22 protein-coding genes are annotated in these 21,667 nt (G+C 70.4%); 5 read left to right on the plus strand and 17 right to left on the minus strand.

The window, feature by feature from the left end; translation table 11 throughout:
- Nucleotides 1-15: 15 nt before the first annotated feature.
- From ACIO52_RS26915 to ACIO52_RS26940, 6 genes are all read right to left on the minus strand, one after another.
- Nucleotides 16-813 carry an ABC transporter permease gene (locus ACIO52_RS26915; RefSeq protein ID WP_402647775.1) on the minus strand — a complete coding sequence of 266 codons (798 nt, stop codon included), beginning with the start codon at nucleotides 811-813 and terminating at the stop codon, nucleotides 16-18.
- Between the two features lie 2 nt (nucleotides 814-815).
- The gene (locus ACIO52_RS26920; RefSeq protein ID WP_402647778.1) at nucleotides 816-1,712 is read right to left on the minus strand and encodes a 2-aminoethylphosphonate ABC transporter permease subunit; all 897 of its coding nucleotides are present in this window, start codon (nucleotides 1,710-1,712) and stop codon (nucleotides 816-818) included.
- A gap of 67 nt (nucleotides 1,713-1,779) precedes the next feature.
- On the minus strand, nucleotides 1,780-2,997 hold the full coding sequence (locus ACIO52_RS26925; RefSeq protein WP_402647781.1) for an ABC transporter ATP-binding protein: 1,218 nt from the start codon (nucleotides 2,995-2,997) through the stop codon (nucleotides 1,780-1,782).
- A 28-nt stretch (nucleotides 2,998-3,025) separates the two neighbouring features.
- Nucleotides 3,026-4,072: a 2-aminoethylphosphonate ABC transporter substrate-binding protein gene (locus tag ACIO52_RS26930; RefSeq protein ID WP_218718475.1), complete on the minus strand. Its 1,047-nt coding sequence runs from the start codon at nucleotides 4,070-4,072 to the stop codon at nucleotides 3,026-3,028.
- An 87-nt stretch (nucleotides 4,073-4,159) separates the two neighbouring features.
- Nucleotides 4,160-4,843: a phosphonatase-like hydrolase gene (locus ACIO52_RS26935; protein WP_316575554.1), complete on the minus strand. Its 684-nt coding sequence runs from the start codon at nucleotides 4,841-4,843 to the stop codon at nucleotides 4,160-4,162.
- Nucleotides 4,844-4,850: 7 nt separating this feature from the next.
- The gene (locus ACIO52_RS26940; RefSeq protein WP_342800412.1) at nucleotides 4,851-5,978 is read right to left on the minus strand and encodes a TIGR03364 family FAD-dependent oxidoreductase; all 1,128 of its coding nucleotides are present in this window, start codon (nucleotides 5,976-5,978) and stop codon (nucleotides 4,851-4,853) included.
- Between the two features lie 96 nt (nucleotides 5,979-6,074).
- On the opposite strand from ACIO52_RS26940, the gene ACIO52_RS26945 reads away from it, so the two are divergent.
- Entirely contained in the window at nucleotides 6,075-6,797 is a 723-nt protein-coding gene (locus ACIO52_RS26945) for a GntR family transcriptional regulator (RefSeq protein WP_316575556.1), read from the plus strand.
- 4 nt (nucleotides 6,798-6,801) lie between these two features.
- On the opposite strand, the gene ACIO52_RS26950 is transcribed toward ACIO52_RS26945, so the two are convergent.
- On the minus strand, nucleotides 6,802-7,161 hold the full coding sequence (locus ACIO52_RS26950) for a DUF4254 domain-containing protein (protein ID WP_019048160.1): 360 nt from the start codon (nucleotides 7,159-7,161) through the stop codon (nucleotides 6,802-6,804).
- Between the two features lie 427 nt (nucleotides 7,162-7,588).
- Between ACIO52_RS26950 and ACIO52_RS26955 the strand changes: the two genes are divergently transcribed.
- Nucleotides 7,589-8,452 (plus strand): helix-turn-helix transcriptional regulator, encoded by an 864-nt coding sequence (locus ACIO52_RS26955; RefSeq protein ID WP_218718479.1) that lies wholly within the window; start codon nucleotides 7,589-7,591, stop codon nucleotides 8,450-8,452.
- On the opposite strand, the gene ACIO52_RS26960 is transcribed toward ACIO52_RS26955, so the two are convergent.
- The 4 genes from ACIO52_RS26960 to ACIO52_RS26975 form a co-directional block, all read right to left on the minus strand.
- Nucleotides 8,446-9,258, minus strand: coding sequence for an ABC transporter permease (locus tag ACIO52_RS26960; RefSeq protein WP_402647786.1), 813 nt, complete (start codon nucleotides 9,256-9,258; stop codon nucleotides 8,446-8,448). The genes ACIO52_RS26955 and ACIO52_RS26960 overlap by 7 nt on opposite strands.
- Complete coding sequence (locus tag ACIO52_RS26965) at nucleotides 9,255-10,085, minus strand: ABC transporter permease (RefSeq protein WP_402647789.1); 831 nt, start codon at nucleotides 10,083-10,085, stop codon at nucleotides 9,255-9,257. The genes ACIO52_RS26960 and ACIO52_RS26965 overlap by 4 nt, the downstream gene beginning before the upstream one ends.
- A gap of 50 nt (nucleotides 10,086-10,135) precedes the next feature.
- Complete coding sequence (locus ACIO52_RS26970) at nucleotides 10,136-11,053, minus strand: thioesterase domain-containing protein (RefSeq protein WP_402647792.1); 918 nt, start codon at nucleotides 11,051-11,053, stop codon at nucleotides 10,136-10,138.
- A gap of 156 nt (nucleotides 11,054-11,209) precedes the next feature.
- Nucleotides 11,210-12,514: a TIGR03118 family protein gene (locus ACIO52_RS26975; protein ID WP_218718505.1), complete on the minus strand. Its 1,305-nt coding sequence runs from the start codon at nucleotides 12,512-12,514 to the stop codon at nucleotides 11,210-11,212.
- Between the two features lie 155 nt (nucleotides 12,515-12,669).
- On the opposite strand from ACIO52_RS26975, the gene ACIO52_RS26980 reads away from it, so the two are divergent.
- Nucleotides 12,670-13,167: a peroxynitrite isomerase gene (locus tag ACIO52_RS26980; RefSeq protein WP_218718482.1), complete on the plus strand. Its 498-nt coding sequence runs from the start codon at nucleotides 12,670-12,672 to the stop codon at nucleotides 13,165-13,167.
- A gap of 268 nt (nucleotides 13,168-13,435) precedes the next feature.
- Nucleotides 13,436-13,675 carry a hypothetical protein gene (locus ACIO52_RS26985; protein ID WP_218718483.1) on the plus strand — a complete coding sequence of 80 codons (240 nt, stop codon included), beginning with the start codon at nucleotides 13,436-13,438 and terminating at the stop codon, nucleotides 13,673-13,675.
- Here ACIO52_RS26985 and ACIO52_RS26990 read toward each other — a convergent pair.
- The 5 genes from ACIO52_RS26990 to dxr form a co-directional block, all read right to left on the minus strand.
- Nucleotides 13,669-15,447, minus strand: coding sequence for a penicillin-binding transpeptidase domain-containing protein (locus ACIO52_RS26990; protein ID WP_255587731.1), 1,779 nt, complete (start codon nucleotides 15,445-15,447; stop codon nucleotides 13,669-13,671). The genes ACIO52_RS26985 and ACIO52_RS26990 overlap by 7 nt on opposite strands.
- 77 nt (nucleotides 15,448-15,524) lie before the next feature.
- On the minus strand, nucleotides 15,525-16,388 hold the full coding sequence (locus ACIO52_RS26995; protein WP_218718485.1) for a GNAT family N-acetyltransferase: 864 nt from the start codon (nucleotides 16,386-16,388) through the stop codon (nucleotides 15,525-15,527).
- 76 nt (nucleotides 16,389-16,464) lie between these two features.
- Nucleotides 16,465-17,619: a flavodoxin-dependent (E)-4-hydroxy-3-methylbut-2-enyl-diphosphate synthase gene (gene ispG / locus ACIO52_RS27000; protein ID WP_218718486.1), complete on the minus strand. Its 1,155-nt coding sequence runs from the start codon at nucleotides 17,617-17,619 to the stop codon at nucleotides 16,465-16,467.
- A 115-nt stretch (nucleotides 17,620-17,734) separates the two neighbouring features.
- The gene (locus tag ACIO52_RS27005) at nucleotides 17,735-18,931 is read right to left on the minus strand and encodes an RIP metalloprotease (RefSeq protein WP_218718487.1); all 1,197 of its coding nucleotides are present in this window, start codon (nucleotides 18,929-18,931) and stop codon (nucleotides 17,735-17,737) included.
- Nucleotides 18,932-19,080: 149 nt separating this feature from the next.
- Nucleotides 19,081-20,262 carry a 1-deoxy-D-xylulose-5-phosphate reductoisomerase gene (gene dxr / locus ACIO52_RS27010; protein WP_316575559.1) on the minus strand — a complete coding sequence of 394 codons (1,182 nt, stop codon included), beginning with the start codon at nucleotides 20,260-20,262 and terminating at the stop codon, nucleotides 19,081-19,083.
- A 95-nt stretch (nucleotides 20,263-20,357) separates the two neighbouring features.
- On the opposite strand from dxr, the gene ACIO52_RS27015 reads away from it, so the two are divergent.
- Complete coding sequence (locus ACIO52_RS27015) at nucleotides 20,358-20,627, plus strand: DUF2631 domain-containing protein (protein ID WP_218718488.1); 270 nt, start codon at nucleotides 20,358-20,360, stop codon at nucleotides 20,625-20,627.
- A 70-nt stretch (nucleotides 20,628-20,697) separates the two neighbouring features.
- Here ACIO52_RS27015 and ACIO52_RS27020 read toward each other — a convergent pair whose 3' ends face one another.
- Nucleotides 20,698-21,663: a LysR family transcriptional regulator gene (locus ACIO52_RS27020; RefSeq protein ID WP_218718489.1), complete on the minus strand. Its 966-nt coding sequence runs from the start codon at nucleotides 21,661-21,663 to the stop codon at nucleotides 20,698-20,700.
- Nucleotides 21,664-21,667 lie beyond the last annotated feature (4 nt).

The raw sequence follows: 21,667 nt of genomic DNA on the forward strand, positions 1-21,667 counted from the left end.
TCGTACCGGAACGAATCAGCGCAGCGCGGCCCGTCCCCGCACCCGACCGAGGACGACCAGGACCACCAATGTCACGACGACGAGGACCGTGGTCCCGGCCGCGGCGTCGAACACTTCGCCGCGGTCGGTCTGGGCGAAGATGCTGACGGGCAACGTCTTCCAGGTGGCCGGGTAGACCATGATCGTCGCGCCCAGCTCACCCATGGACAGCGCGACGGCCAGACCGGCCGCCGCCCCGAGGGCGGGCAGCAGCAACGGCAGGGTGATCTGGCACAGCACACGTACCGGCCCGGCGCCGAGGGATTCGGCGGCCTGCCGGTACGCCGGGTCGAGCCGGTCCAGCGCGGCGGACACCGCGCTGAACGCGTACGCCAGCACCAGCACCGCGTGCGCCACGATCACGATCCACTTGGTGCCGCCGAGCAGCAGCGGGCGCTCGTTGAACGCGATGAGCACACCGAGGCCGACCGCGACCGAGGGCACCGCGACCGGCAGGTGGAACACCGCGTCGGTCAGCCGGCGCAGCCAGGCCGGCGCTTCCCGCGAGGCGAGCGCGGCCCAGGTGCCGAGGACCAGCGAGATCGCCCCGGCCAGCAGGGCGGTCTGCAGGCTCACCGACAGACTGGCGGCCTGCTCGCCGCTGAGCGCGTTGCCGATCGTGGTGAAGCCGAGGTCCGAGGGCAGCGGGCCGGTCCAGCTACCGGCCAAGGCGGCGGCGACCACCGTGGCGATCGGGGCGACGAACACCACCGCGACCACCAGCCCGAACACGCCGAGCACCAGGGCCTTTCCCCGGGGAGTCCACACGAGCACGATCAATCCCCCTTCGGGCGAGCGGTGAACCGGGCGAAGACGAGCCGGTAGGTCAGGTACAGGGAGAGCGAGAGCAGCACCTGCACCGAGGCCAGCACCGCGGCGCCGGGCAGATCGAAGGTGACGATGCCGCGGGTGTAGATCAGCGCGGGCAGCGTGATCACCCCCTTCGCCCCGGTGAACAGCACGATGCCGAACTCGTTGAGCGTCAGCAACAGGACCAGGCTGCCGCCCGCCGCGAGCGCGGGCCACGCCTCGGGCAGCACCACCTGCCGCAGCACCCGCCACGGCGAGGCGCCCAGACTGGCGGCCACGTCGAGCTGTTCGCGCGGCAGCTGCGCGAACGCGGCCAGCACCGGCCGCACCACGAACGGCGTGAAATAGGTGATCTCGGCCAGGATCACCCCGAGCGGGGTGGTGAGGAAATCGACGACCGGCTGGGTCGCGCCGGTCAGCTCGGCCAGCAGGGCGTTCACCGCGCCCGCCGTGCCGTAGAGGAAGGTGAACGCGAGGGTGATCAGGAACGAGGGCAGCGTCAGAATGGTGTCGATGAGCCTGCCGACCAGGCCCGCACCGGGAAACGGGACGAACGCGAGCACGATCGCCAGGAACGTCCCGAGCACCAGGCAGCCCGCGGTCGCGCAGACGGCGATGGACACGGTGCGCCACAACGCGTCCCGGAACGACTCCGAGCCCAGCACCGAGGTCCACACCTCGGTGCCACGCCCGGCCGGGGTCCGCGTCGACTCGGTGAGCACCCGCAGAATCGGGTAGCCGGCGACGCCGAGCACGACCAGCACCGGGGGCAGGGTCCACAGGATCGGCAGCCAGGAGCGCGGCGAGCCGGCCGCTGTCGGTGCCGCGGCGGGGACGGGCGGATCGAGGACGGGAGTGCTCACCGCGCCGCCTCCATCGCACCGCGCCGCGTCGCCACGCGCCGCTCCCCGGGGTCGACCGTCGTCGCGCTCATGACGCGTCCGCCGGACCGGCGGCGACGGAACCGGGTGTCCCCCGGACACTCTCGCCGACGCTGTTCGGGATCAGGACCCCCGCCGGGTCGGGCAGGCGCACGCCGACCGCCGCGCCGACCTCGGTGGTGAAGTGCCCCGGGACATCGACGGCCAGCGCCCCCGGCAGCCCGTCGACCGCCAGCTCGACCCGGGTCGACGCACCGCGCCACACCGAGGTCAGCACGGTGGCCCGCAGGGCGTCCCGGTCGCCGGTCGCGCCGAGGGTGATGGTGTGCGGCCGAAGACACAGCAGCGCCTCGTCGTCCGGCGCCCAGTCGGCTCGCCCGACACCGGGCTGCGGGGCCTGCGCGCGCAGTGTGGCGGTGCCCGCGGTGACCAGCGCCGCCGTGCCGGAGACGTGGTTGACGGTGCACGGCACCAGGTTCGCGCCACCCAGGAAGGCGGCGGTGAAATCGGTGGGCGGTCGCTGCCACAGGTTCTCGGCGGTATCGACGTCGACCAGCCGGGCATCGCGCATCACCGCGATCCGGTCGGCCAGCGCCAGCGCCTCGGCCTGATCGTGGGTGACGTAGAGCATCGCGGTGTCGGGCAGGGCCCTGCGCAGTCGCTGCAGTTCACCGAGCATCGAGTGGCGTAGCTGCGCGTCGAGCGCGGCCAATGGCTCGTCCAGCAACAGCACCGCGGGCCGGATGGCCAGCGCACGGGCGATCGCCACCCGCTGCTGCTGCCCACCGGACAGTTCCCGCGGCAGCCGCCGGGCGTAGCCGGCCATCCCGACCATCTCGAGCGCCTCGGTGACCCGCGCGCCGATCTCGGCTCGCGGCACCCGCTGCGACTTCAGCCCGAAGGCGACATTGCCGTGCACGCTCAGGTGCGGGAACAGCGCGTAGGACTGGACGACGACCCCGATCCCGCGCTTGGCGGGCGACAGATCGGTGACCTCGCGCCCGGCCAGCCGGACCGCGCCCGAGGTGGGCCGGACGAAACCGGCCAGCGCCTTGAGCGCGGTCGACTTGCCCGACCCACTCGGGCCAAGCAGCGCGACGGTCTCGCCGACGGCGACGCGCAGGGTGAAATCGGTCAGCGCGACCGCGGCCTTGCGGCCCCGGCCGTAGCTGACTCCGACCCGGTCGAACACGATCGCCGGTTCGTTCGTGGCCGACCCGGTGCGGGCGGCGGTAGCGGACTTCGTGCGGAGATCACCGTCGGACATCGTCTACTCCCTTACAGCACAGCCGGATTCAGCTGCCGGTTGCCTTCTGGTACGCCGCGACATCGGCGTCCAGCTCGGTGAGGACCTTGTTCCAGTCGACCGCGACCACCTCGACGCCGGTCAGTGTGGCGGCCGGACCGCCCTCGGCGGGGGCCTTCACGTCGGTGCGCGGGGACACCGCGAAGGCCTCCGGGCCGAGCTTGCTCTGCGCGTCGGTGGCGAGCAGGAAGCTCATCAGTTTCGTGGCGTCGTCCTTGTGCGGCGCGCCCTTGGCCAGGCCCATCACGTACGGCACCGACACGGTGGAGCGCTTGCCAGCGGTCGCCGGGAAGAAGACGTTGAACTTGGAGCCCTTCTCCTGCACCGTGGTCAGGTTCATCTGCACGTCACCGTTGGCGATCAGCAGCTCACCCTTGTCGACCTTGGCCTGCAGCTTGCCGGTCGAGGAGGACGGGCCGACGTTGTTGGCCTGCAACGCGGCCAGGTAGTCCAGTGCGGCCTGCTTGCCGCGCAGCTGCTGCAGCAGCACCAGCACGGCGGTACCGTCGCCGGCCTGGCCGGGGGTGGAGTACTGCAGCTTGCCCTTGAACTCCGGCTTCAGCAGGTCCTCCCAGGTCAGCGCGGAGGCGTCGACCGAGGGGTTGGCGATGAAGCACAGGTAGTTGTTGGCCAGGGTCACGTAGGTGCCCTCGGCGTCCTTGTCGGTGGCCGGGATCGCGGCGGTGTCGATGCCGCTGGGCTGCAGCAGTCCGGACTGCTTGGCCTTCTGGATGAACGGCGGCAGGGTGACAACCACGTCGGCCTGCGGGTTGGACTGTTCCTTGTCGACGCGGTTCACGACCTCGCCGGAACCCGCCTCGACGAGGTTGACCGCGATGCCGGTCTGCGCGGTGAACTCGGCGAACCGGTTCTTGTACCAGCCACCGACACCGTCGGCGGAGTAGACGGTGACGGTCTTGCCGTCCGCGGATTCGGTGCCGGTGCCGCCGCAGGCCGCGGTGAACGCGACGGCGGTGACGCCGGCCAGCAGCAGCGCGACCTTGGACAGGCGGCGCGCGGTGAGGGAAGTACGCACGATTACAGCAACTTTCGTCTCGTTGTCGAGGGGGAATCGCAGGGACGGTGGATCTTCGAGACACCGCGACGGGTTGCCGCGGCGGAGTCAGGGCGCCAGTACCAGCGCGGGGAAATCGGCGACCGAGGCGACGACATGGGTCGCGCCGGCGGCGCGCAACTGGTCGGCGGTGTGCGCGCCGGTGAGGGTGCCCGCGACGATGCCCGCGCCCGCCGCGAGGCCGGTCGCGATGTCGCTGGTGGTGTCACCGAGCACGGCGATCCGGTCGACCGCGTCGACGCCGAGGCGCAGGGCCGCGGTGAGGACCATGTCGGGGTACGGGCGGCCACGCCCGGCGTCCGAGGGGGCCAGCGTGAGGTCGGCCAGGTCGGCCCACCCGAGAACGGCCAGCAGCTTGTCCTGGGTGCCGCGGCTGAAGCCGGTGGTCAGCGCCACCCGCACACCCGCCGCGCGCACCGCGGTGATCGCCTCGACCGCACCGGGAATCGGCGCGATGTCGGCCTCGTCGATCAGCGCGTCGTAGGCGGACTCGAACGCGAGGTTGGCGGCCTGGGCGGCGTCCTCGTCACCGAGCAGGGCGCGGAAGACCTCGATCTTGGACTGCCCCATGGTGTCGAGGACATAGCGGCGAGCCTGCTCACGACGCGGGCCGTCGGGCTCGATCCCGGCGGCGGTGGCGGCAGCCTCGAAGGCGCGCAGGACCAGGCCGCCATCGGCGACGGTGGTGCCCGCCATGTCGAGTACGGCGAGCTGAATCATGGTGTCCGGCATTGCTTCCTCACAGTCCGATCTGGTCGGCGGTCTGCTCGCCGATGGCGGGGCCCAGGGTCATGCCGCGGCCACCGGGGCCGGTGACGACCCACACGTTGGTGTCGGCCCGCACCCGGGTGACGATGGCGTCGGGATCGACGCTCTGGCTGTAGACACCCGCCCAGCGGCGCACGACGCGCGGCAGCCTGCGGCCGAGCAGTTCCTCGGTCACCTCGGTGAGGTGGTCGTAGGGCGCCTCGTCGACGTCGAAGGCGAACGGCTCGGTGTACTCGTGGGTGTCGCCGATGGTCAGGCCGCCGTGCAGCCGCTGCACACACAGCAGCTGCATCTTGTGCTCGGCGGCCGTGGCGGTCTGCGACTGTTCCAGTGCCAGCGAATCCACTTGCGCACCGGCGAATCCCGGGTAGTAGCGGAAGCTGTCGCCGTCGGCGATCGCGGTGGTGAGCGGTTCGTCCAGCGGCGCGGTCTGCATCATCTGCAACCGCACCCGGCGCACCGGCAGCTCGCCGGCCAGTTCGCGGGTGAGCCCGGAGTGGGCGGCGCCGGGGCAGTGCACCACCAGGTCGGCCTGGTGGCGGCGGCCGTGATCGTCGACGACGACGGCGCCGGATCCGGTGTCGAGGACCGAGCGGGCCTCGGTGCCCTCGTGGAAGGCGTAGCGGCCGCTGCCCGCCATATGGGCGCGCAACGCGGGCAGCGCCTGGCGTGATTCCACCGCGGCGTCGGTCGAGCAGTGCAGTCCGGCGAGGTATTTGCCGCGCAGCGCCGGATTGAGCACACGCACCTGGTCGGGGTCGAGCAGGGTGAAGCCGCGCGCCGGTGCGGTGGCGCCCGCGGCGGCCGCCTCGGCGACGGCCAGCTCGGCGGGCGTGCGCACCAGCGTGATCGAGCCGGCGGGACGGAAGCCGACGCCGGCCACCCGGCCACCGATCTCCTCCCACAGCTCCCGCGAGCGCAGGGTCAGCTCCAGCTCCCCCGCCGCCCGGCCGGACACCCAGACCAGGCCGAAGTTGCGCACGGTCGCGCCGCGCGCCTCGCGTTCGCGTTCGAGCTGGACGACCTCGTGGCCACGGGCGATCGCCGCCCAGGCGTGTGCGGTGCCGAGTATCCCTCCACCGATGATGACCAATCGCATGTCAGCGATGATGGCAAATGGTCTAGACCGATAGGTGTTGGCTGCGAGAACGGCAGGTTAAGTTTTGGTATAGACCAATCGAGTAGGCTAGCGGGCATGGAGACACCGCACACGACGCGCGTTCCGAAGGTGTTCCTGGTTCGCACCGAAATCGACGCCATCCTGGCCGATCTCGACGAAGGCGACCCGGTGCCGTCCGAACGCGACCTCGCCACCCGGTTCGGCGTCGCCCGCGAGACGGTGCGCCAAGCCCTGCGAGAGCTGCTGGTGGAGGGCAGGATTCGGCGGCGCGGGCGTGGCACGGTGGTCTCCCGCCCCAAGCTGACCCAGCCGCTGTCGCTGCGCTCCTACACCGAGGGCGCGATCAGTCTCGGCCGCACCCCGGGCCGCATCCTGGTCACCTGGGAGGACGTCGCCGCCGACGCGGAGACCGCCGCCGACCTGGAACTGGAGCCGGGCACGCACGTGATGCACCTGGAACGCGTGCTGCTCGCCGACGGTGAACGCATCGGGCTGGAGAGCACGTACCTGCCACTGCACCGCTTCGGCGGCCTGCGTGGCAGCTACGACCCGACGACGTCGCTGTACGCCGCGATCCGCGCCACCGGCGTGGAACTCGCCGGTGCGCGGGAACGCATCGAAACCGTACTGGCAGCGCCCAGAGAAGCGGGCCTGCTCGAATGCACAACGGCGTTGCCGATGTTGCTGTTGCATCGACGCAGCGTCGATGCCGACGGCGCACCCATCGAACGGGTGCGCTCGCTGTACCGGGGTGACCGCGTCGCCTTCGAGGCGAGGCTGTCACCCGAGCACGAGTAGCCCGTTACTGCTCGGGCAGCCGTCGCCGTCCGCCCGCCACATCGGTGACCAGGTCGGTATAGCCGTCGACGAGTTCGGCGAGGTGGTACCAGTGCTTGTGCGTGCTGTCGCTGCGCGCGCCGTCGAGATCGATGGCCTGGTTCGCGTCGACCCAGCTGCGCGCCATCCGGTCGACCACCGCACCGAGGCTCTCGGTGTGCAGTGACGCGCCGTTGCGGTGCAACGGGATCTCCTGGACGATCCAGTCGTTGATGTCGTCGACGAGTTCGCTGCGACGGCAATCGATTTCGGCGATCAGCGCGGCGTCGCGCACCTGTGCTCGCCGTTCGTGCAGTTCAGCCAGTGCGTGCGCCGACCGCAACAATTCTCGATCTTGAAAACGCCTGCCCTGGAATGCGCACAACAATTGCGGCGCAGTCGGCAGTACCCCCATCACCGGCGCGCTCATCGCAACGCCCCGAATTCACCCGACACCCAAGATTTGTGTACCAACATGATTGGCTCTCGATTCGGTTATCCCGGTCTTCTGTTCGGATTGCTCGCAACCAGGCTAACTGGATCATGCTCGCTCACACTGCGAAACGCAAGATTGCGTTGTCAGCCTTGCGGTAAAGCCGCCCTGACAGAACCGATGGTCACATCCGCACGGCGGCACCGGTTTACGGCGTGTCCGCACGCACGCCGACCTTCGGCTATGCGTCGGAGGCATCGTTCTCGGCCGATCGCGTGACATCGGCGCCGCACAGCGCAATAATGCGATTCACGAAGCGCGCCACAGGCGAAGGGGAACCATGGCAGGCAAGCGCACGACACTGACCGTCCGACTACGCCGGCTCGCCGCGATGTTGCGCGAGTTGCGCGAAACGGCGGGTCTGAGCAAGGAAGATGTCAGCGCTCGCACCGGCATCAACGTGACCACGCTCTATCGCATCGAAATGGCGCAGGCCCGCCCGCAACGCCGCACTCTCGGCGCGATGCTCGACCTGTACCAGGTCACCGAGAAAACGCGAGAAGAAGCGCTCAGCCTGCTCAGCGACGCGCTGAAACCCGGTATGTCGCACGCCTACGAAGGCGCGGTATCCGACGTCTACGCCACCTACATCAACTTCGAGGCGGAAGCCCTGTCGGCCCGCCAGTACCAGACCTCGACGGTGCCCGGCCTGCTGCAGACCTACGAGTACGCGGCCGCCGTCATCGATACCTCCATGCCCCGCCTCGACGCCGCGACCATGGAGAGCCGCGCCAAGGCCAGGATGGACCGCGCGGTCAACCTGTCCAAGGAGGATCCGCTCGAACTGTGGGTCGTGATGGACGAGGCGGCCATCCGCAGGGTCGTCGGCGGGCCCGCCGTGATGGCCGGGCAGCTCGACCGGCTGATCACCGAGACCAAGCGCAAGAACGTGATCCTGCAGATCCTGCCGTTCGACGCGGGCGCCCACCCCGGCATGGCCGGCTCGTTCACCCTGCTCGACTTCCGCAACCCGGTCGACCCCGAACTGGTGTACGTGGAGAGCCTGGCGATCGACACCCTCGTCGAGGGCCATTCCGAGATCCGCCGGTTCGGCGTGATCTTCGACCAGCTGCGCGCGATGGCGCTGAGCCCGCGCGATTCGGCCCTGCTGCTCGCCGACGCGCGCGCCGCGATCGCTCAGTAGCGACTGGCGCGCCGGAACCCGACCGCGGCCGGTAACGCGAACACCGCGATCGCGCCCAGCGACCAGGCCAGCGTCGCCAGCAGCGGGCCCCGCACCGGTCCGCCCAGCGCGAGTCCGCGCATGGTGTCGATCGCGTGGGTGAGCGGATTGTGCTCGACCAGCGGACGCGCCCAGCCGGGATAGGCCCGCAGCGGGACGAACCCGGTGCTGAAGAACATCAGCAGCGACGAGCCCAGCGAGATGACCTCGACCAGCGCGGTTTTCGACGTATGCACCGCCAGCGCGGTGACCATGGTGGCGAAACCGAGACCGTAGAGCAGCGGGATCGCGAACAGGGCGAGGGCGGCGAGCGGCCCCTGGGTGAAGCGGAAACCGAGCACGGTTCCGACAGCGAAGATGGCCAGCGTGCTCAGCGCGATGCGCGCGCACTCGGCCACCACCCGCGACAGCAGGCCCGAGGCACGGTGCACCGGCAGCACCCAGAACCGCGCCAGCAGACCCTCGTCACGCTCCCGGCCCAGGGTCACCGCACCGGCGAGCGACCCCGACATCACCCCGACCAGCGCGAGCATCGGCGCCGAGCCGTAGAGCGCGTCGGCGTCGGCGAAGGCCGAGACCTGGGTGCCCAGCACCGAGTTCAGCATCACCAGCAGCAGCGACGGGAACACCAGCGCCTGCATGACGGTCAGCGGGTCCCGATACCACCGCAACAGCAGGCGCTTGGTCTGGATCGAGGTCTGCGGCAGCAGCATCCGCAGCGATTCGGTGCGCCGGGTGACCATCGGCAGGGCGGCGATGCCGGTCATCCGCGCCGCCGGACCGCGCGCAGCCAGGCCAGGGCACCGCACCCGAGCAGCATCCCCAACGCCCAGGCCAGGCCGGGGCCGAGCGTGGCGAGGTCGACCGTGCCCGCGTCGCCGGTGGAATCGCCCGCCAGCGCCCGCAATCCGGTGACGAACTGCGAGACCGGCTGATTGCGGGCGTAACCCTGGATCCAGCCGGGGAACTGGCTCGCCGGGGCGAAGCCGGTGGAGACCATGCCCAGGATCAGCTGGGGCAGCACCAGGATCTGAGTGGTGGCTTCCGGACTCGTCGTCACGCTGCCGAGCAGATCGGCGCCGCAGCACAGCGCGAGCGCGATCAGCAGCGACAAACCGACGAAACCGACGGTATGCCACCAGGCTCCGTGGAAACGGAAACCGACCAGCGCGCCACTGACCAGGGCGGCGGTCACCGCGACCACCGACCGCTGGGTCGCGGCGGTCATCCTGGCCGCGAACGGCACCCACCGCGGCATCGGCAGCGTGGCCAACCGCAGGTCGAGACCGTCGCGGGCATCGGTGGCCGAGCGGAAGGCGGCGGCGATGGCACAAAACGACACCGCCTGCAGGACGATCATCGGCATCAGGAACTGCGCGTAGCTGCTCAGCCCGTGCCCGTACTCGCTCATGACCAGGTTCAGCGGCACGTAGAAGCCGAGGGTGAAGACCACCGGCGCGAGAATCGCGGTGAGGATCTCCCCGGTCCGCCAGGACGGCCGGATCAGGCGCAGCGACAGCACCCACCATTGAGTGAACGCCGAGCTCGGTGGCCGGTCCCGGCGCATGATCACCGGGTCGGCCGATATCCGCACCCTCCCATCATGAGTGATCCCGTCGGCGGGCGCCGGGGATCCGGGCGCGGTCAGCATGCCGTGCGCCCAGCCGCGGCGGCCGTCGCGAGGACGCGGGCGAGATCGGGCAGCAGGTCGGGGGCGGTCAGCTCGTCCGGAGTGGCGTCGAGCACGAAGCCGGTCACCGCGCCCTCGACATAGCGGTGCCAGTTCCGTACCACGGCTTCGGGAGTCGGCCGTGCGGTACCGTCGGGCTCGCGACCCGCGACACCGACGATGAGGTCACCGGTCAGCACCGAAGGGTGGTGGCCCGCCACCATCCGGGCCGCCGCGTCGGCCGCCTCGGTCAGGCGATCCAGATCGGCGCCGGTCAGTTCTACGGTGCCCGCCAGCGCCCGGACGAGGACCGCGGCGGTCTCCTCGGGCGACAGGCCTGCGGTGTCGGCCTCGACAGCGAGCAGCGGGCCGAAGCGGTACACGAACTCCCCGGCCGTCGCCCGCGGTGGCGGGACGGCCTCGCACGCGGCGGGGTCGGCGTGGAGCACGACGACGTCGACGTGTTCCCCGGCCGCACGCAGCAGCACCGCGATCTCGTGGGCGACGAAACCGCCTGCCGACCAGCCGAGCAGCTGATACGGGCCGTGCGGGGCGATCCCCCGGATCTCGGCGACGGCGCGGGTGGCGGATTCGCGGACGGTGCGCGGCGCCGCGGTCGTGACCGGCGCCTGGATCCCGTAGACGGGGACGCGCGGATCCAGGTGGTCGAGCAGGCCGGCGTAGCTCCAGGCCAAGCCCGCCTCGCCGGCCAGACAGAACAGTGGGGCGCCGTCGACGTGCGGGCCGAGTGGCCGGATCGGCACCATCGACGCAAGGGCCGACGCCCCGGCACGCCGGTCGTCGAAGATGGGCACCGCCGGACACGATTCGGGTTCGTCCGGCGCCCAGACGCAGCCCGGCCGGGTGCCGAAGGGATCGGCGGGAGAGCTCACAACAAAGGATACGTCGTACGAAACCGTCTCCGGCCCACCAGTTTCGGGGGCATCCACCGACCGCTGCCGACCGTACTCAGTGGCACCACGAGCCACGAACGGAACCGATCGCCTACCGGACGCTCGCGGTGTCCGGTAGGCGATCAGGCGAAAGATCTACTGCACGCGCAGGCTGCCGAACAGGCCGTCCTTCTCGTCCTCGGGGCCCGCGGTGAAGTACAGCGCGTTGGCGTCGCCGAGGCTCTCGCCGTTGCCGAACATCAGCGCCCACAGCCCGGCGATCTCGACCGGCTCGGCGTCGCCGTCGCGCAGATAGTCGACGAAGGTGCCGGTGGTGTCGTCGTAGGCCAGCACGCGCCCGAGGCCACCGAAGTTGCCGATCAGCAGCTTGCCCGAGAGCGCGCCGAAGTTCGACGGCGCGATCGCCACGCCCCAGGGCGCGTTGAGCCTGCCGCCGTCGTCGACGATCCGCACGAGCTTGCCCGCGGCGTCGAACTCGGCGACCTTGCCCTTGTCCGGCTTGCCGTTGGCGGCCTTGTCGGCCTCGGCGTCGAGAGATTCCTCCTCGGCCTTGTCGAAGGCCTTGGGGTCCTTCTCGTCCGGCTGGGTGATGGCATAGGACACGAACACCCGGCTGCCCAGGGTGGTGATGTTGAACGGGGCCGGGTCGCCCGGCTTGGCCTTCTTGCCCTTCTCGGGGGTGGCCGGGTCGATCAGGTCACCGGTGGCGAAGGGGTTGGCGAAGCCGGTGGTCGCCACCGGCTGCCAGAACTTGTCGAAGGTGCGGACCTGCGGGTCGGCGCCGAAGTCGGCGGCGAGCAGCTTGTCACCGGACGGCGAGAGCGCGATCCCGAAGAACGCCATGCCCTGCGCCGAACCGTCGAACACCTGGTTCGCGCCGCCGTCGCGGCGCACGATCGCGCCGTCGGGCGCCTGTTCGGTCCAGGCCGAGATCTTGCCGGAGTCGGTGGCGAAGATGAACCGCGACGAACCGCCGAGCGGGACCGGCGTGCCGTCGACATCCACCCACTGGTCGCGCACCGCGAACAGGTCGGAGGTGATCGGGGCCGGGTTGAACGCCACGCCGGTGACCTTGCCGACGCTCTTGTCCGAGGTGTCGGCGTCGGCGCCGGGTACCCCGACGAGCTTGAGCTGATCCTGGAACAGCTTCTGCAGTTTCGGATCCGAAGAGGCGTGCACGTCACCGACGAACTGGTAGGACTTGCCGCCCGCGCCGACCCAGAAGTGCCCGCCCGCGCCCTTGGGGCGATCGGCCAGGCCCCAGGCGTTGACCAGGTCGGGGAAGGTGAACTGGGCGTGGTAGGAATCCTTGTTGGCGGCCAGGTTCGTCTGGCTGTACCGGTTCCCGTCCAGCGCGGCCACATCGTCGCCGGCCTGCTCGGAGCTCGAGCACGCGGCCGCCAGTAGCAGGGCCGCACCGAGAACCACACCTCGCACCAGCCCGGACCGTACCCCGCGGGTACCCCTCACATGTCCGTTCACGTTCTTTCCTTTCGACCTCCGCCGGACGGCGTTCAGGCGAGGCTGACCTTAGCCTGACCCGAGCCCCGGCGTGCCGTGACCGTCTCCTCCAGGGCAGGTCTAGGCTGTCGCCCGTGGTCGAACCCTCCGCCCCCGTCGCCCCTCATCCCGACATCGCCGCCCTGGCCCCGCTGCTCGGCAGCTGGCGCGGACGCGGCCACGGCGAGTACCCGACCATCGAATCCTTCGACTACGTCGAGGAGATCACCTTCGGACATCTCGGCAGGCCGTTCCTCACCTACCGGCAGCGCACGAAGGCCGCCTCCGACGGCAGGCCGCTGCACGCCGAGACCGGCTATCTGCGTTGCCCCGCGCCCGGCCGGGTCGAGCTCGTGCTCGCCCACCCCACCGGCATCACCGAGATCTGCGAGGGCACGATCACCGAAACCGTCGACGGAATCCGCCTCGAATTGAACTCGACGAATATCGGGCTGAGCGGTTCGGCGAAACCGGTTACCGCCCTCGGCCGCTCTTTCCACGTGACCGGAGACACGATCGACTACACGTTGCGAATGGCCGCCGTCGGCGAATCCCTGCAGCACCATCTGGCTGCGACTCTGCAACGCACGTAACATCCTTCGAATTCGGTAATTTACCTCACCAGGGGCGCTGAACTGCGGATTTCGCCTATCGATACCGCGCATTCACCTTTTCATCACGGTCGCGTACCGATTGTGTTCGAACACGCCCGCACATAACGCAACAATTGTGTGTCGCTTGCCTAGGTCTGTTGTTACCCGCGCGGCGGCCGATCTACGGTTCAAGCACCAGCAAACCAACAGACAATCGAAAGGCTGCCCGGGAGAGCACGTCGAAACCCTGAACGAGGGAGACGAAACCATGAGGCGTTCCACCCTGATCTTGACCACTGCCGGGATGATTCTGGGCGGCGCGGCCGCCATCGACCTCCTCGACGGCGCGGGCACCCATGCCGCACCCGAGCCCATTGCCGGGTACAACGTCGTGCACAACACGGCCACTGCCCATTCCGAGAGCAGTTCACTCGCGGTGGTGCGGGGCCTGCTGGCGACCGAGAACGCCGGCGGACCCGGCCACACCGCTGCGGCGCCCGTTCAGTAACCCGGCGGCAGCGCGGCGAACATGTCGCGGGTGACGGCGACCGCGTTGTCGGAGCTGCCACCCTTGACCAGCAGGGTCGCGAAGGCCATGTCCCCGCGGTACCCGACGAACCACGAGTGCGATCCGCCGTCGACCTCGGCTTCGCCGGTCTTGCCGTACACCTCGCCCTGGTCCCTGATCCGTTCGGCGGTGCCGCCCGTGACGACCATGCGCATCATCGTGCGCAGTCCGTCGACCACGTTCCGGTCGATCGCGGGCCGGTCACCGTCGATCCGGGTCGGCCTGCCCGCGATCAGATACGGCACCGGTGCCGAGCCCTGCGCGACCGTCGCCGCCATCACGGCCATGCCGAACGGGCTCACCACGACCCGGCCCTGTCCGATGCCGTCCTCGGCGCGCTGGACGAGTCCCTCGGCGGGCGGCACCGAACCCGACATCGTCGGCAGGCCCTCCACGGTGTAGTCCTGGCCGATGCCGAGCCGGGCCGCGGCGTCGGTCAGCGCGGTGCTGTCCAGCCTGCTGGCCAGCCGGGCGAAGGTGGTGTTGCACGAGCGCTCGTAGGCGGTGGCCATCGGCACGTCGCCGACGGAGAAGAGGTTGTAGTTGGGGATGGTGCGCTCGCCGATGGTGGTGTGGCTCGGACACGGCAGCACGGTCTCGGGCGTGGCGATGCCCGCCGCCATCGCGGCCGAGGCGGTCACCGTCTTGAAGATCGAGCCCGGCGGATACTGACCGCTGGTGGCGACGGGGCCGTCCCGATCGGCCGCCTTGTTCTGGGCCACCGCGAGGATCGCCCCGGTCGACGGACGCAGCACCACCATCATCGTCTGCTCGGTGCGCAGGTCGACCGCGTGCTGCGCGGAGTTCTGCACGAACCGGTCGATGCTCAGCGCGAACGAGGGCGCCGGCTGCGCCGCGACCTCGTGCAGCACATCGAGATCGGCGCCGTTGGCATTGCGGGTCACCACGCTCCACCCCGCCTTGCCGTCGACCTCGGCGATCACCGTCTTGCGCACCTGGGTGAGCAGATCGGGCGCGAACTTGCGGTCGGTGGGCACCATGTCCCACTCCTGGGTCAGGGTGACACCGGGCAGCCCGATCAGTTCGCCGCCGATGGTCTCGGCCTCGTACTCGGTCAGCAGGATCACCGTGGAGGGCCCACCGGATCGGCGGGCCGCGTCCAGGATCGACTGCGGGGTGTAGGCAACCGGATCGATCCGGCTCAGCGCCGCGGCCAAGGCGCCGGCGACCCGATCCGGCTCGGTGGCCGCGGCCGGGTCGAACCGCACCCGCGACACCTTGCCCGGCACCAGCACATCGCTGCCCGCCGACTCGTTGACCCGCGCGCGCGGCGCCGGCGCGGTGCGCAGTTCCAGCGTCTGGGTGTCGCCGAGCTTCGGATGGATGTCGGCGGAGGTCCAGCGCACCAGCCACCGACCGCCGGTGCGGCCCATCTGCAACTCGCCGGTGTATGTCCACTGGCGGCCCTTGGGCAAGGTCCAGGCGTAGGTGTAGTCGACGGTGGCCGTGTCACCACTGACGCGCGCGTCGCCGGTGCGGATCTCGAGCTTCTCGGCCTGCAGCGCCTGCCACGCCGAAGTCAGTGCGGCCGTGGCCTTCTCGGGAGCGGTGGTGAGCTCGGCGGCCGCGGCGAGATCGCGGTCGGCCAGCGCCTCGGCGAAGGCGTCGGCGGCGGGTACCGGTCCCTGCGGGCCTGCGGAGCAGGCGGTGGCCGCCACCGCGAGGGCTGCCACCGCGAACGTGGTTACCATCCGTGTCCTCATCGGCACCGATGGTAGCGGCGACCGGGCAGCAAACCCCGGATGACGGCGCCGTACACGCCCGGATTTCAGTCGACGAGCACCGTGGCGAAGGTCGCGATCTGACGGAAACCCACACGGCTGTAGGCACGTCGGGCGATCCGGTTGTAGTCGTTGACGTACAGGCTGGCCGTACGCCCTGTCGCGACAACGGCATTCGCGACCGTCGCGGTGCCCGCGGTGCCGACGCCCGCCCCGCGGAAGTCCGGATGCACCCACACGCCCTGGATCTGGCCGGTGCGCCGCGACAACGCGCCGATCTCGGCCTTGTAGACGACCTCGCCGTCCTCGAAACGTGCCCAGGCCCTGCCGGATTCGATCAGGCTCTGGATTCGCCGCCGGTAGCCACGGCCGCCGTCGCCCGCGCGCGGGTCGACGCCGACCTCCTCGATGAACATGGCGATCGCGGCGGTCAGGTAGCGGTCGATCTCGTCGGGCCGCACCCGGCGCACCCCCGCGTCCGGGCGGGCCAGCGCGGGCGCGCCGAGCGCGAGCAGCGGCTGATCGGCGCGCAGTTCCCTGGCCGGACCCCACTTGGGCAGCAGCAGCTCCCACAGCGGCAGAGCCAGCTCCTGTCGGCCGACCACCGAGGAACACACCCGCGGCCAGCGCGCCGCCCGCTCGGCGAACGCGCGTAAGGCCTGCTGGTCACCGCGCAGCGGCACCAGATTCGCCCCGGAGAAGCAGAGGGAGTCCGCGGGACCGCCCCGGCTCCACAGCTCACCGAGCCCGGAGCGCGCGTCGAGCCCGAACTCCTGGACCCGGGCCGCGATCATGCACGAGGCCACCGGGTCGGAGTCGAGCACACGCAGCACCTCGCCCAGATCTCGCACGGACACCGGGCGCGCGGGAGGGGTTTTGGACCGTCGCGTCGGCTCCAGCAGACTCCGCACGGCACCAGCCTGCCACGAAAGCACGCGCAGTGGTACGGGTCCGCCGAATCCGACGTCCGACCGTGAGCGACGGAGCTCAGCCCACGGTGACGACCGGCTCACCGCCCGGCTGCTCGCCCATCTCCTCGGCAATGCGCATCGCCTCTTCGATCAGGGTTTCCACGATCTGCGCCTCCGGCACGGTCTTGATGACCTCGCCCTTGACGAAGATCTGGCCCTTGCCGTTGCCCGACGCGACACCGAGGTCGGCCTCGCGCGCCTCACCGGGCCCGTTCACGACGCAGCCCATCACGGCGACGCGCAGCGGCACCTCGAGGCCGTCCAGGCCCGCGGCGACCGCGTCGGCGAGGGTGTACACGTCGACCTGGGCGCGACCGCACGACGGGCAGGACACGATCTCGAGCTTGCGCGGGCGCAGGTTCAGCGACTGCAGGATCTGGCCGCCGACCTTCACCTCCTCGGCGGGCGGGGCCGACAGCGAGACCCGGATGGTGTCGCCGATGCCCTCGCTGAGCAGCGCGCCGAAGGCCACCGCGGACTTGATCGTGCCCTGGAACGCCGGGCCGGCCTCGGTGACGCCGAGGTGCAGCGGGTAGTCGCTGCGCGCGGCCAGCTGCCGGTACGCCTCCACCATGATCACCGGGTCGTTGTGCTTGACCGAGATCTTGATGTCGCCGAAGCCGTGGTCCTCGAACAGGCTCGCCTCCCACAGCGCCGACTCGACCAGCGCCTCGGGGGTGGCCTTGCCGTACTTCTCCAGCATCCGCTTGTCCAGCGAACCGGCGTTGACGCCGATGCGGATCGGGATGCCCGCGGCGCCCGCGGCCTTGGCGACCTCGCCGACCCGGCCGTCGAATTCCTTGATGTTGCCCGGGTTCACCCGGACCGCGGCGCAGCCGGCGTCGATCGCGGCGAAGATGTAGCGCGGCTGGAAGTGGATGTCGGCGATCACCGGGATCTGCGACTTCTTCGCGATCGTGGCGAGGGCGTCGGCGTCCTCCTGGCGCGGGCACGCCACCCGGACGATGTCGCAGCCCGACGCGGTCAGCTCGGCGATCTGCTGCAGCGTCGCGTTGATGTCGTGGGTCTTGGTGGTGGTCATCGACTGCACCGAGATCGGCGAGTCACTGCCAACGCCGACATTGCCCACCTTCAGCTGGCGGGTCTTGCGCCGGGGTGCGAGAACAGCAGCGGGGGCGGCGGGCATCCCCAATCCGATTGTGCTGGTCACGTTCGGCTGCCTTCTTTCGTACGTTTCGTGGATTCGACCGGGGGTGGTGCTGCCGAGCTTAGTCGCGCGGGGTTGCCGCACGCCCTGTGAGGGGCACGACAGCGGTTCGGAGCGATCAGGGCAGACGGATCGGATTGACGATGTCGGCGGCCAGGGTCAGCAGCATGAACGCACCACCGATCACGACCGCCACATACGTCACCGGGAGCAGCTTGAGGTAGTCCACCGGACCGGCCGGGGCCTTGCCGCGCCAGGACCGGATGGTGTCCCTGATCTTCTCGTAGAGCACGACCGCGATGTGCCCGCCGTCCAGCGGCAGCAGCGGCAGCAGGTTGAACGCGCCCAGGAAGAAGTTCAGGCTGGCCAAGACCATGATGAACATGCCCCACAGGCCGCGCTCGGCGGTCTCGCCGCCGATGCGGCTGGCGCCGTAGACGCTGACCGGGGTCTCCGGATCGCGCTCACCGCCGGTGACCGCCTCCCACAGCGCCGTCACCTTCTGCGGCATCTTGGCCAGCGACTTGACCGTCTCGACGAAGAAGTCACCGGTGAACGAGATGGTCGCCGGAATCGCGGCGATCGGGCCGTACTGCTGGGGCTCGGCGTAGTCGGGGCCGACGCCGACCGCGCTGACCTCCCGGCTCGGGCCTTCCTTCGGATAGCGCACGGTGCGCTCCGGCGTCACCGGAACGGTCAGCGTCCGGCCGTCGCGTTCGATCGTGTAGGTGAAGGTGCCGGTCTGCTTCTGCGTCTCGGCCTGGAACTGCGCCCACGTGGTCACGGGCACGCCGTTGACGGCGGTCACCACGTCGCCGCGCCGCAGCCCGGCGCGCTGGGCGGGACCGTCACCGGCGCACGGCTGCATCGTCTGATCGGGATTCTGCTGCGCGACGCAGCTCATCGAGCCCAGCGCGGTGGCCGGGGGCTGCTCGAGCTGCGGCAGGCCCCAACCGACGGCCAGGACCACCAGCAGGATGAACCCGAGCAGGAAGTTCATCGCGATGCCGCCGAACATCACCACCAGGCGCTTCCAGGTCGACTGGCGATACATCGCCCGCTCGACCTCCTCGGCCTCGAGTTCGTCGAGCGCGGTCATGCCCGCGATATCGCAGAAGCCACCCAGCGGCAGCGCCTTGAGGCCGTATTCGGTCTCACCGCGACGGAACGAGAACACCTTGGGCCCGAAGCCGATGAAGTACCGGCGCACCTTCATGCCGGTGGCCTGCGCCGCCCACATGTGCCCGCATTCGTGCAGCGCGATCGAGATCGTGATACCGAGGGCGAACAGTGCGAACCCCAGCGCGAATACCATCTGGCCTCTTTCTCTGGCGGCTGGCGCCGCGGGTTTTCGGCCTCGTGACCTCGCGTCCGAGCAGCGATACTGCGCCTGCGGCGTTCCGTCTCGCTACTCGGACGCGAGGCGGCCGAAAACGTGGTGGTCAGTTCGTCGGTCAGGTCCTGTCAGGACGCGACGATGGTGGCGGCGTACCGACGTGCCCAGCGGTCGGCCGCGAGGACGTCGTCCAGGGTATCGGGTTCCGCGTGCCAGCGATCGGCGGCCTCTACCGCCTGTGTGACGGTGCGCACGATCGCCGGGAAGGTGATCTTGCCGTCGAGGAACGCCTGCACCGCGACCTCGTTGGCGGCGTTGTAGACGGCGGTGACGCTGCCGCCCGCCTCGCCGGCCTGCCTGGCCAGGCGCACGGCGGGAAAGACCTCGTCGTCGACCGGTTCGAAGGTCCAGGTGGACGCGGTGCCGAAATCACAGGCGGCCGCCGCGCCGGGGACCCGGTCGGGCCAGCCCAGGGCCAGGGCGATCGGCAGCTTCATGTCCGGCGGGCTGGCCTGGGCGAGGGTCGAGCCGTCGGTGAAGGTGACCATCGAGTGCACGATCGACTGCGGGTGCACCGTGACATCGATGCGGTCGTAGGGCACCCCGAACAGCAGGTGGGTCTCGATCAGTTCCAGGCCCTTGTTCACCAGCGACGCCGAGTTGAGGGTGTTCATCGGGCCCATCGACCAGGTCGGATGGGTCTTGGCCTCGCTGGGGTTCACCGATTCGAGCATCTCGGCGGTCCAGCCACGGAACGGCCCGCCCGACGCGGTGAGGACCAGCCGGGCGACCTCGTCGGCCCGGCCGCCGCGCAGGCACTGCGCGAGGGCGGAGTGCTCGGAGTCGACCGGGACGATCTGGCCGGGCGCGGCCGCGCGGGTCACCAGGGATCCACCGGCGACCAGGGATTCCTTGTTGGCCAGCGCCAGCCGGGTGCCCGCTTCCAGGGTGGCCAGGGTGGGGCCGAGACCGAGCGCACCGACCAGCGCGTTGAGCACCACGTCGGCCTCGGTGCGGCGCACGAGTTCGGTGGCCGCGTCGGGGCCGCCGAGTTCGAGGTCGAGCGACTGGGCGGCGGCGGGATCGGCGACGGCGACATTGCGGGTGCCGACGGCCGCCATCTGCTCGGCGAGCAACGCGGGATTGCCGCCGCGGGCGGCGAGGCCGACCACCTCGAAGCGGTCGGGGTTGGCGGCGATCACCTCGAGCGCCTGGGTACCGATCGAGCCGGTACTGCCCAGGAGCAGCACCTTCACCCGGTCGGTGGACGTGGACTGGCCGTGTGCGGCACGGGTAGCTGGGTGGGACACGGCCCCATTGTGGCAGGGCTGCTGGCTACGACGGACGGTCGTATGCCACGATATGCTCACTCGCCCAACCAGAACTCGAGCCCTAAGGAGCGATCGTGGCCGCCACGGACCTCGAATCAGTCAGCACCGAGCGCGCCGTCGCCACCAGCGTCGATCCCGCCGAGGTGCCCTCGGCCGCGTGGGGCTGGAGCGGTGAGTCGCGCAAGACCTTCCGCATCGCGGCCTGGGTCGTCGTGGTGATCCTGCTCGGCATGACCTTCGGCAACCACCAGGGCCACATCGAGGACATCTTCCTCATCGGCCTGGCCGGCCTGATCGCGGTGATCCTGGTCATCGACTCGCTGACCCAGCGCATCCCGCGCTAGCTTCCGACTTCACCGACAACGCCTGCGGCAGCGACTTTCTCGCGCCGCGGGCGTTGTCGTGTGCGCGGTGTCAGCGGCCGCGCCGCGCGCCGGTCTTGCGCCCCTTGCCCCCACGAGCGGGTTGCTGCTTGGCCGTCGGCTTCTTCGCGGCGCTCTTGCGCGCGGGCGCGGCCGCCGCCCGCCGTGCCGGCTCCGCCGCGACCGCGCCGCGCGAGCTGTTCGCCGACCGGCCGCGCACGATCCCGACGAACTCCTCGAGCAGTTCGCTGTCGCTGCCCGCGGGCCAGGCCAGCGCGATCTCGGTGAATTCGGTGTCGCTGACCGGCCGGTAGACCAGGTCGCGCCGGTGATGCAGCCGCGCGATCGACTGCGGCACGATCGTCGCGCCGCCGACCGCGGCGACCAGCGCGAGGGTGTCGGCGGCCTGATCGAGATCGGTGCCGTCCTGCAGCCGCTCCTCGGCCAGGTCGGCGGGCGTGATGGTCTCCAGCAGCGAGAGCGCGTCGTCCTTCTGGACGACCGCGACCGGGGTCTCCTGCCACAGCGGGATCGCATTCATCACGGTCCGGTCGATCGGCAGCCGGACGAAGCACAGGTCGACGCGCCCCTCGCGCAGCGCGCTCTCCTGCTCCCCCTGCGCGACCCCGACGACCTCGAGCGGATGGTCCGGCAACCGGTCACCCCAGATCCGCGCCCATTTCGACACGGTGACACCGGGTACGAACCCGACCCGCAGGCTCGCGGGCGCTTCCGGTTTCTGCTCCCGCTCGGCCTGCTCCTGCGCACTGATCAGCGCCCTGGCATGGTTCAGCAGCGCCGCGCCGTCCTCGGTCAGCTGGGTCGGCGACGCCCCCGGCACGAACACCCTGGTACCGAGCTCGTGCTCCAGCTCGATGACGGTGGCGCTCAGGCTCTGCCGGGAGATCCGCAGGCCCTTCGCGGCCCGGGCGAAGTGCAGTTCCTCGGCGACCGCGACGAAGCGACGCAGCCGGGCGAGGTCGATGGAGTCGGCGGCGGTGACATCGAAGTCGCTCATTCTG

It is taken from the genome of Nocardia sp. NPDC087230, assembly GCF_044744725.1.
In the GTDB taxonomy this organism is placed as follows: Bacteria; Actinomycetota; Actinomycetes; order Mycobacteriales; family Mycobacteriaceae; genus Nocardia; species Nocardia canadensis.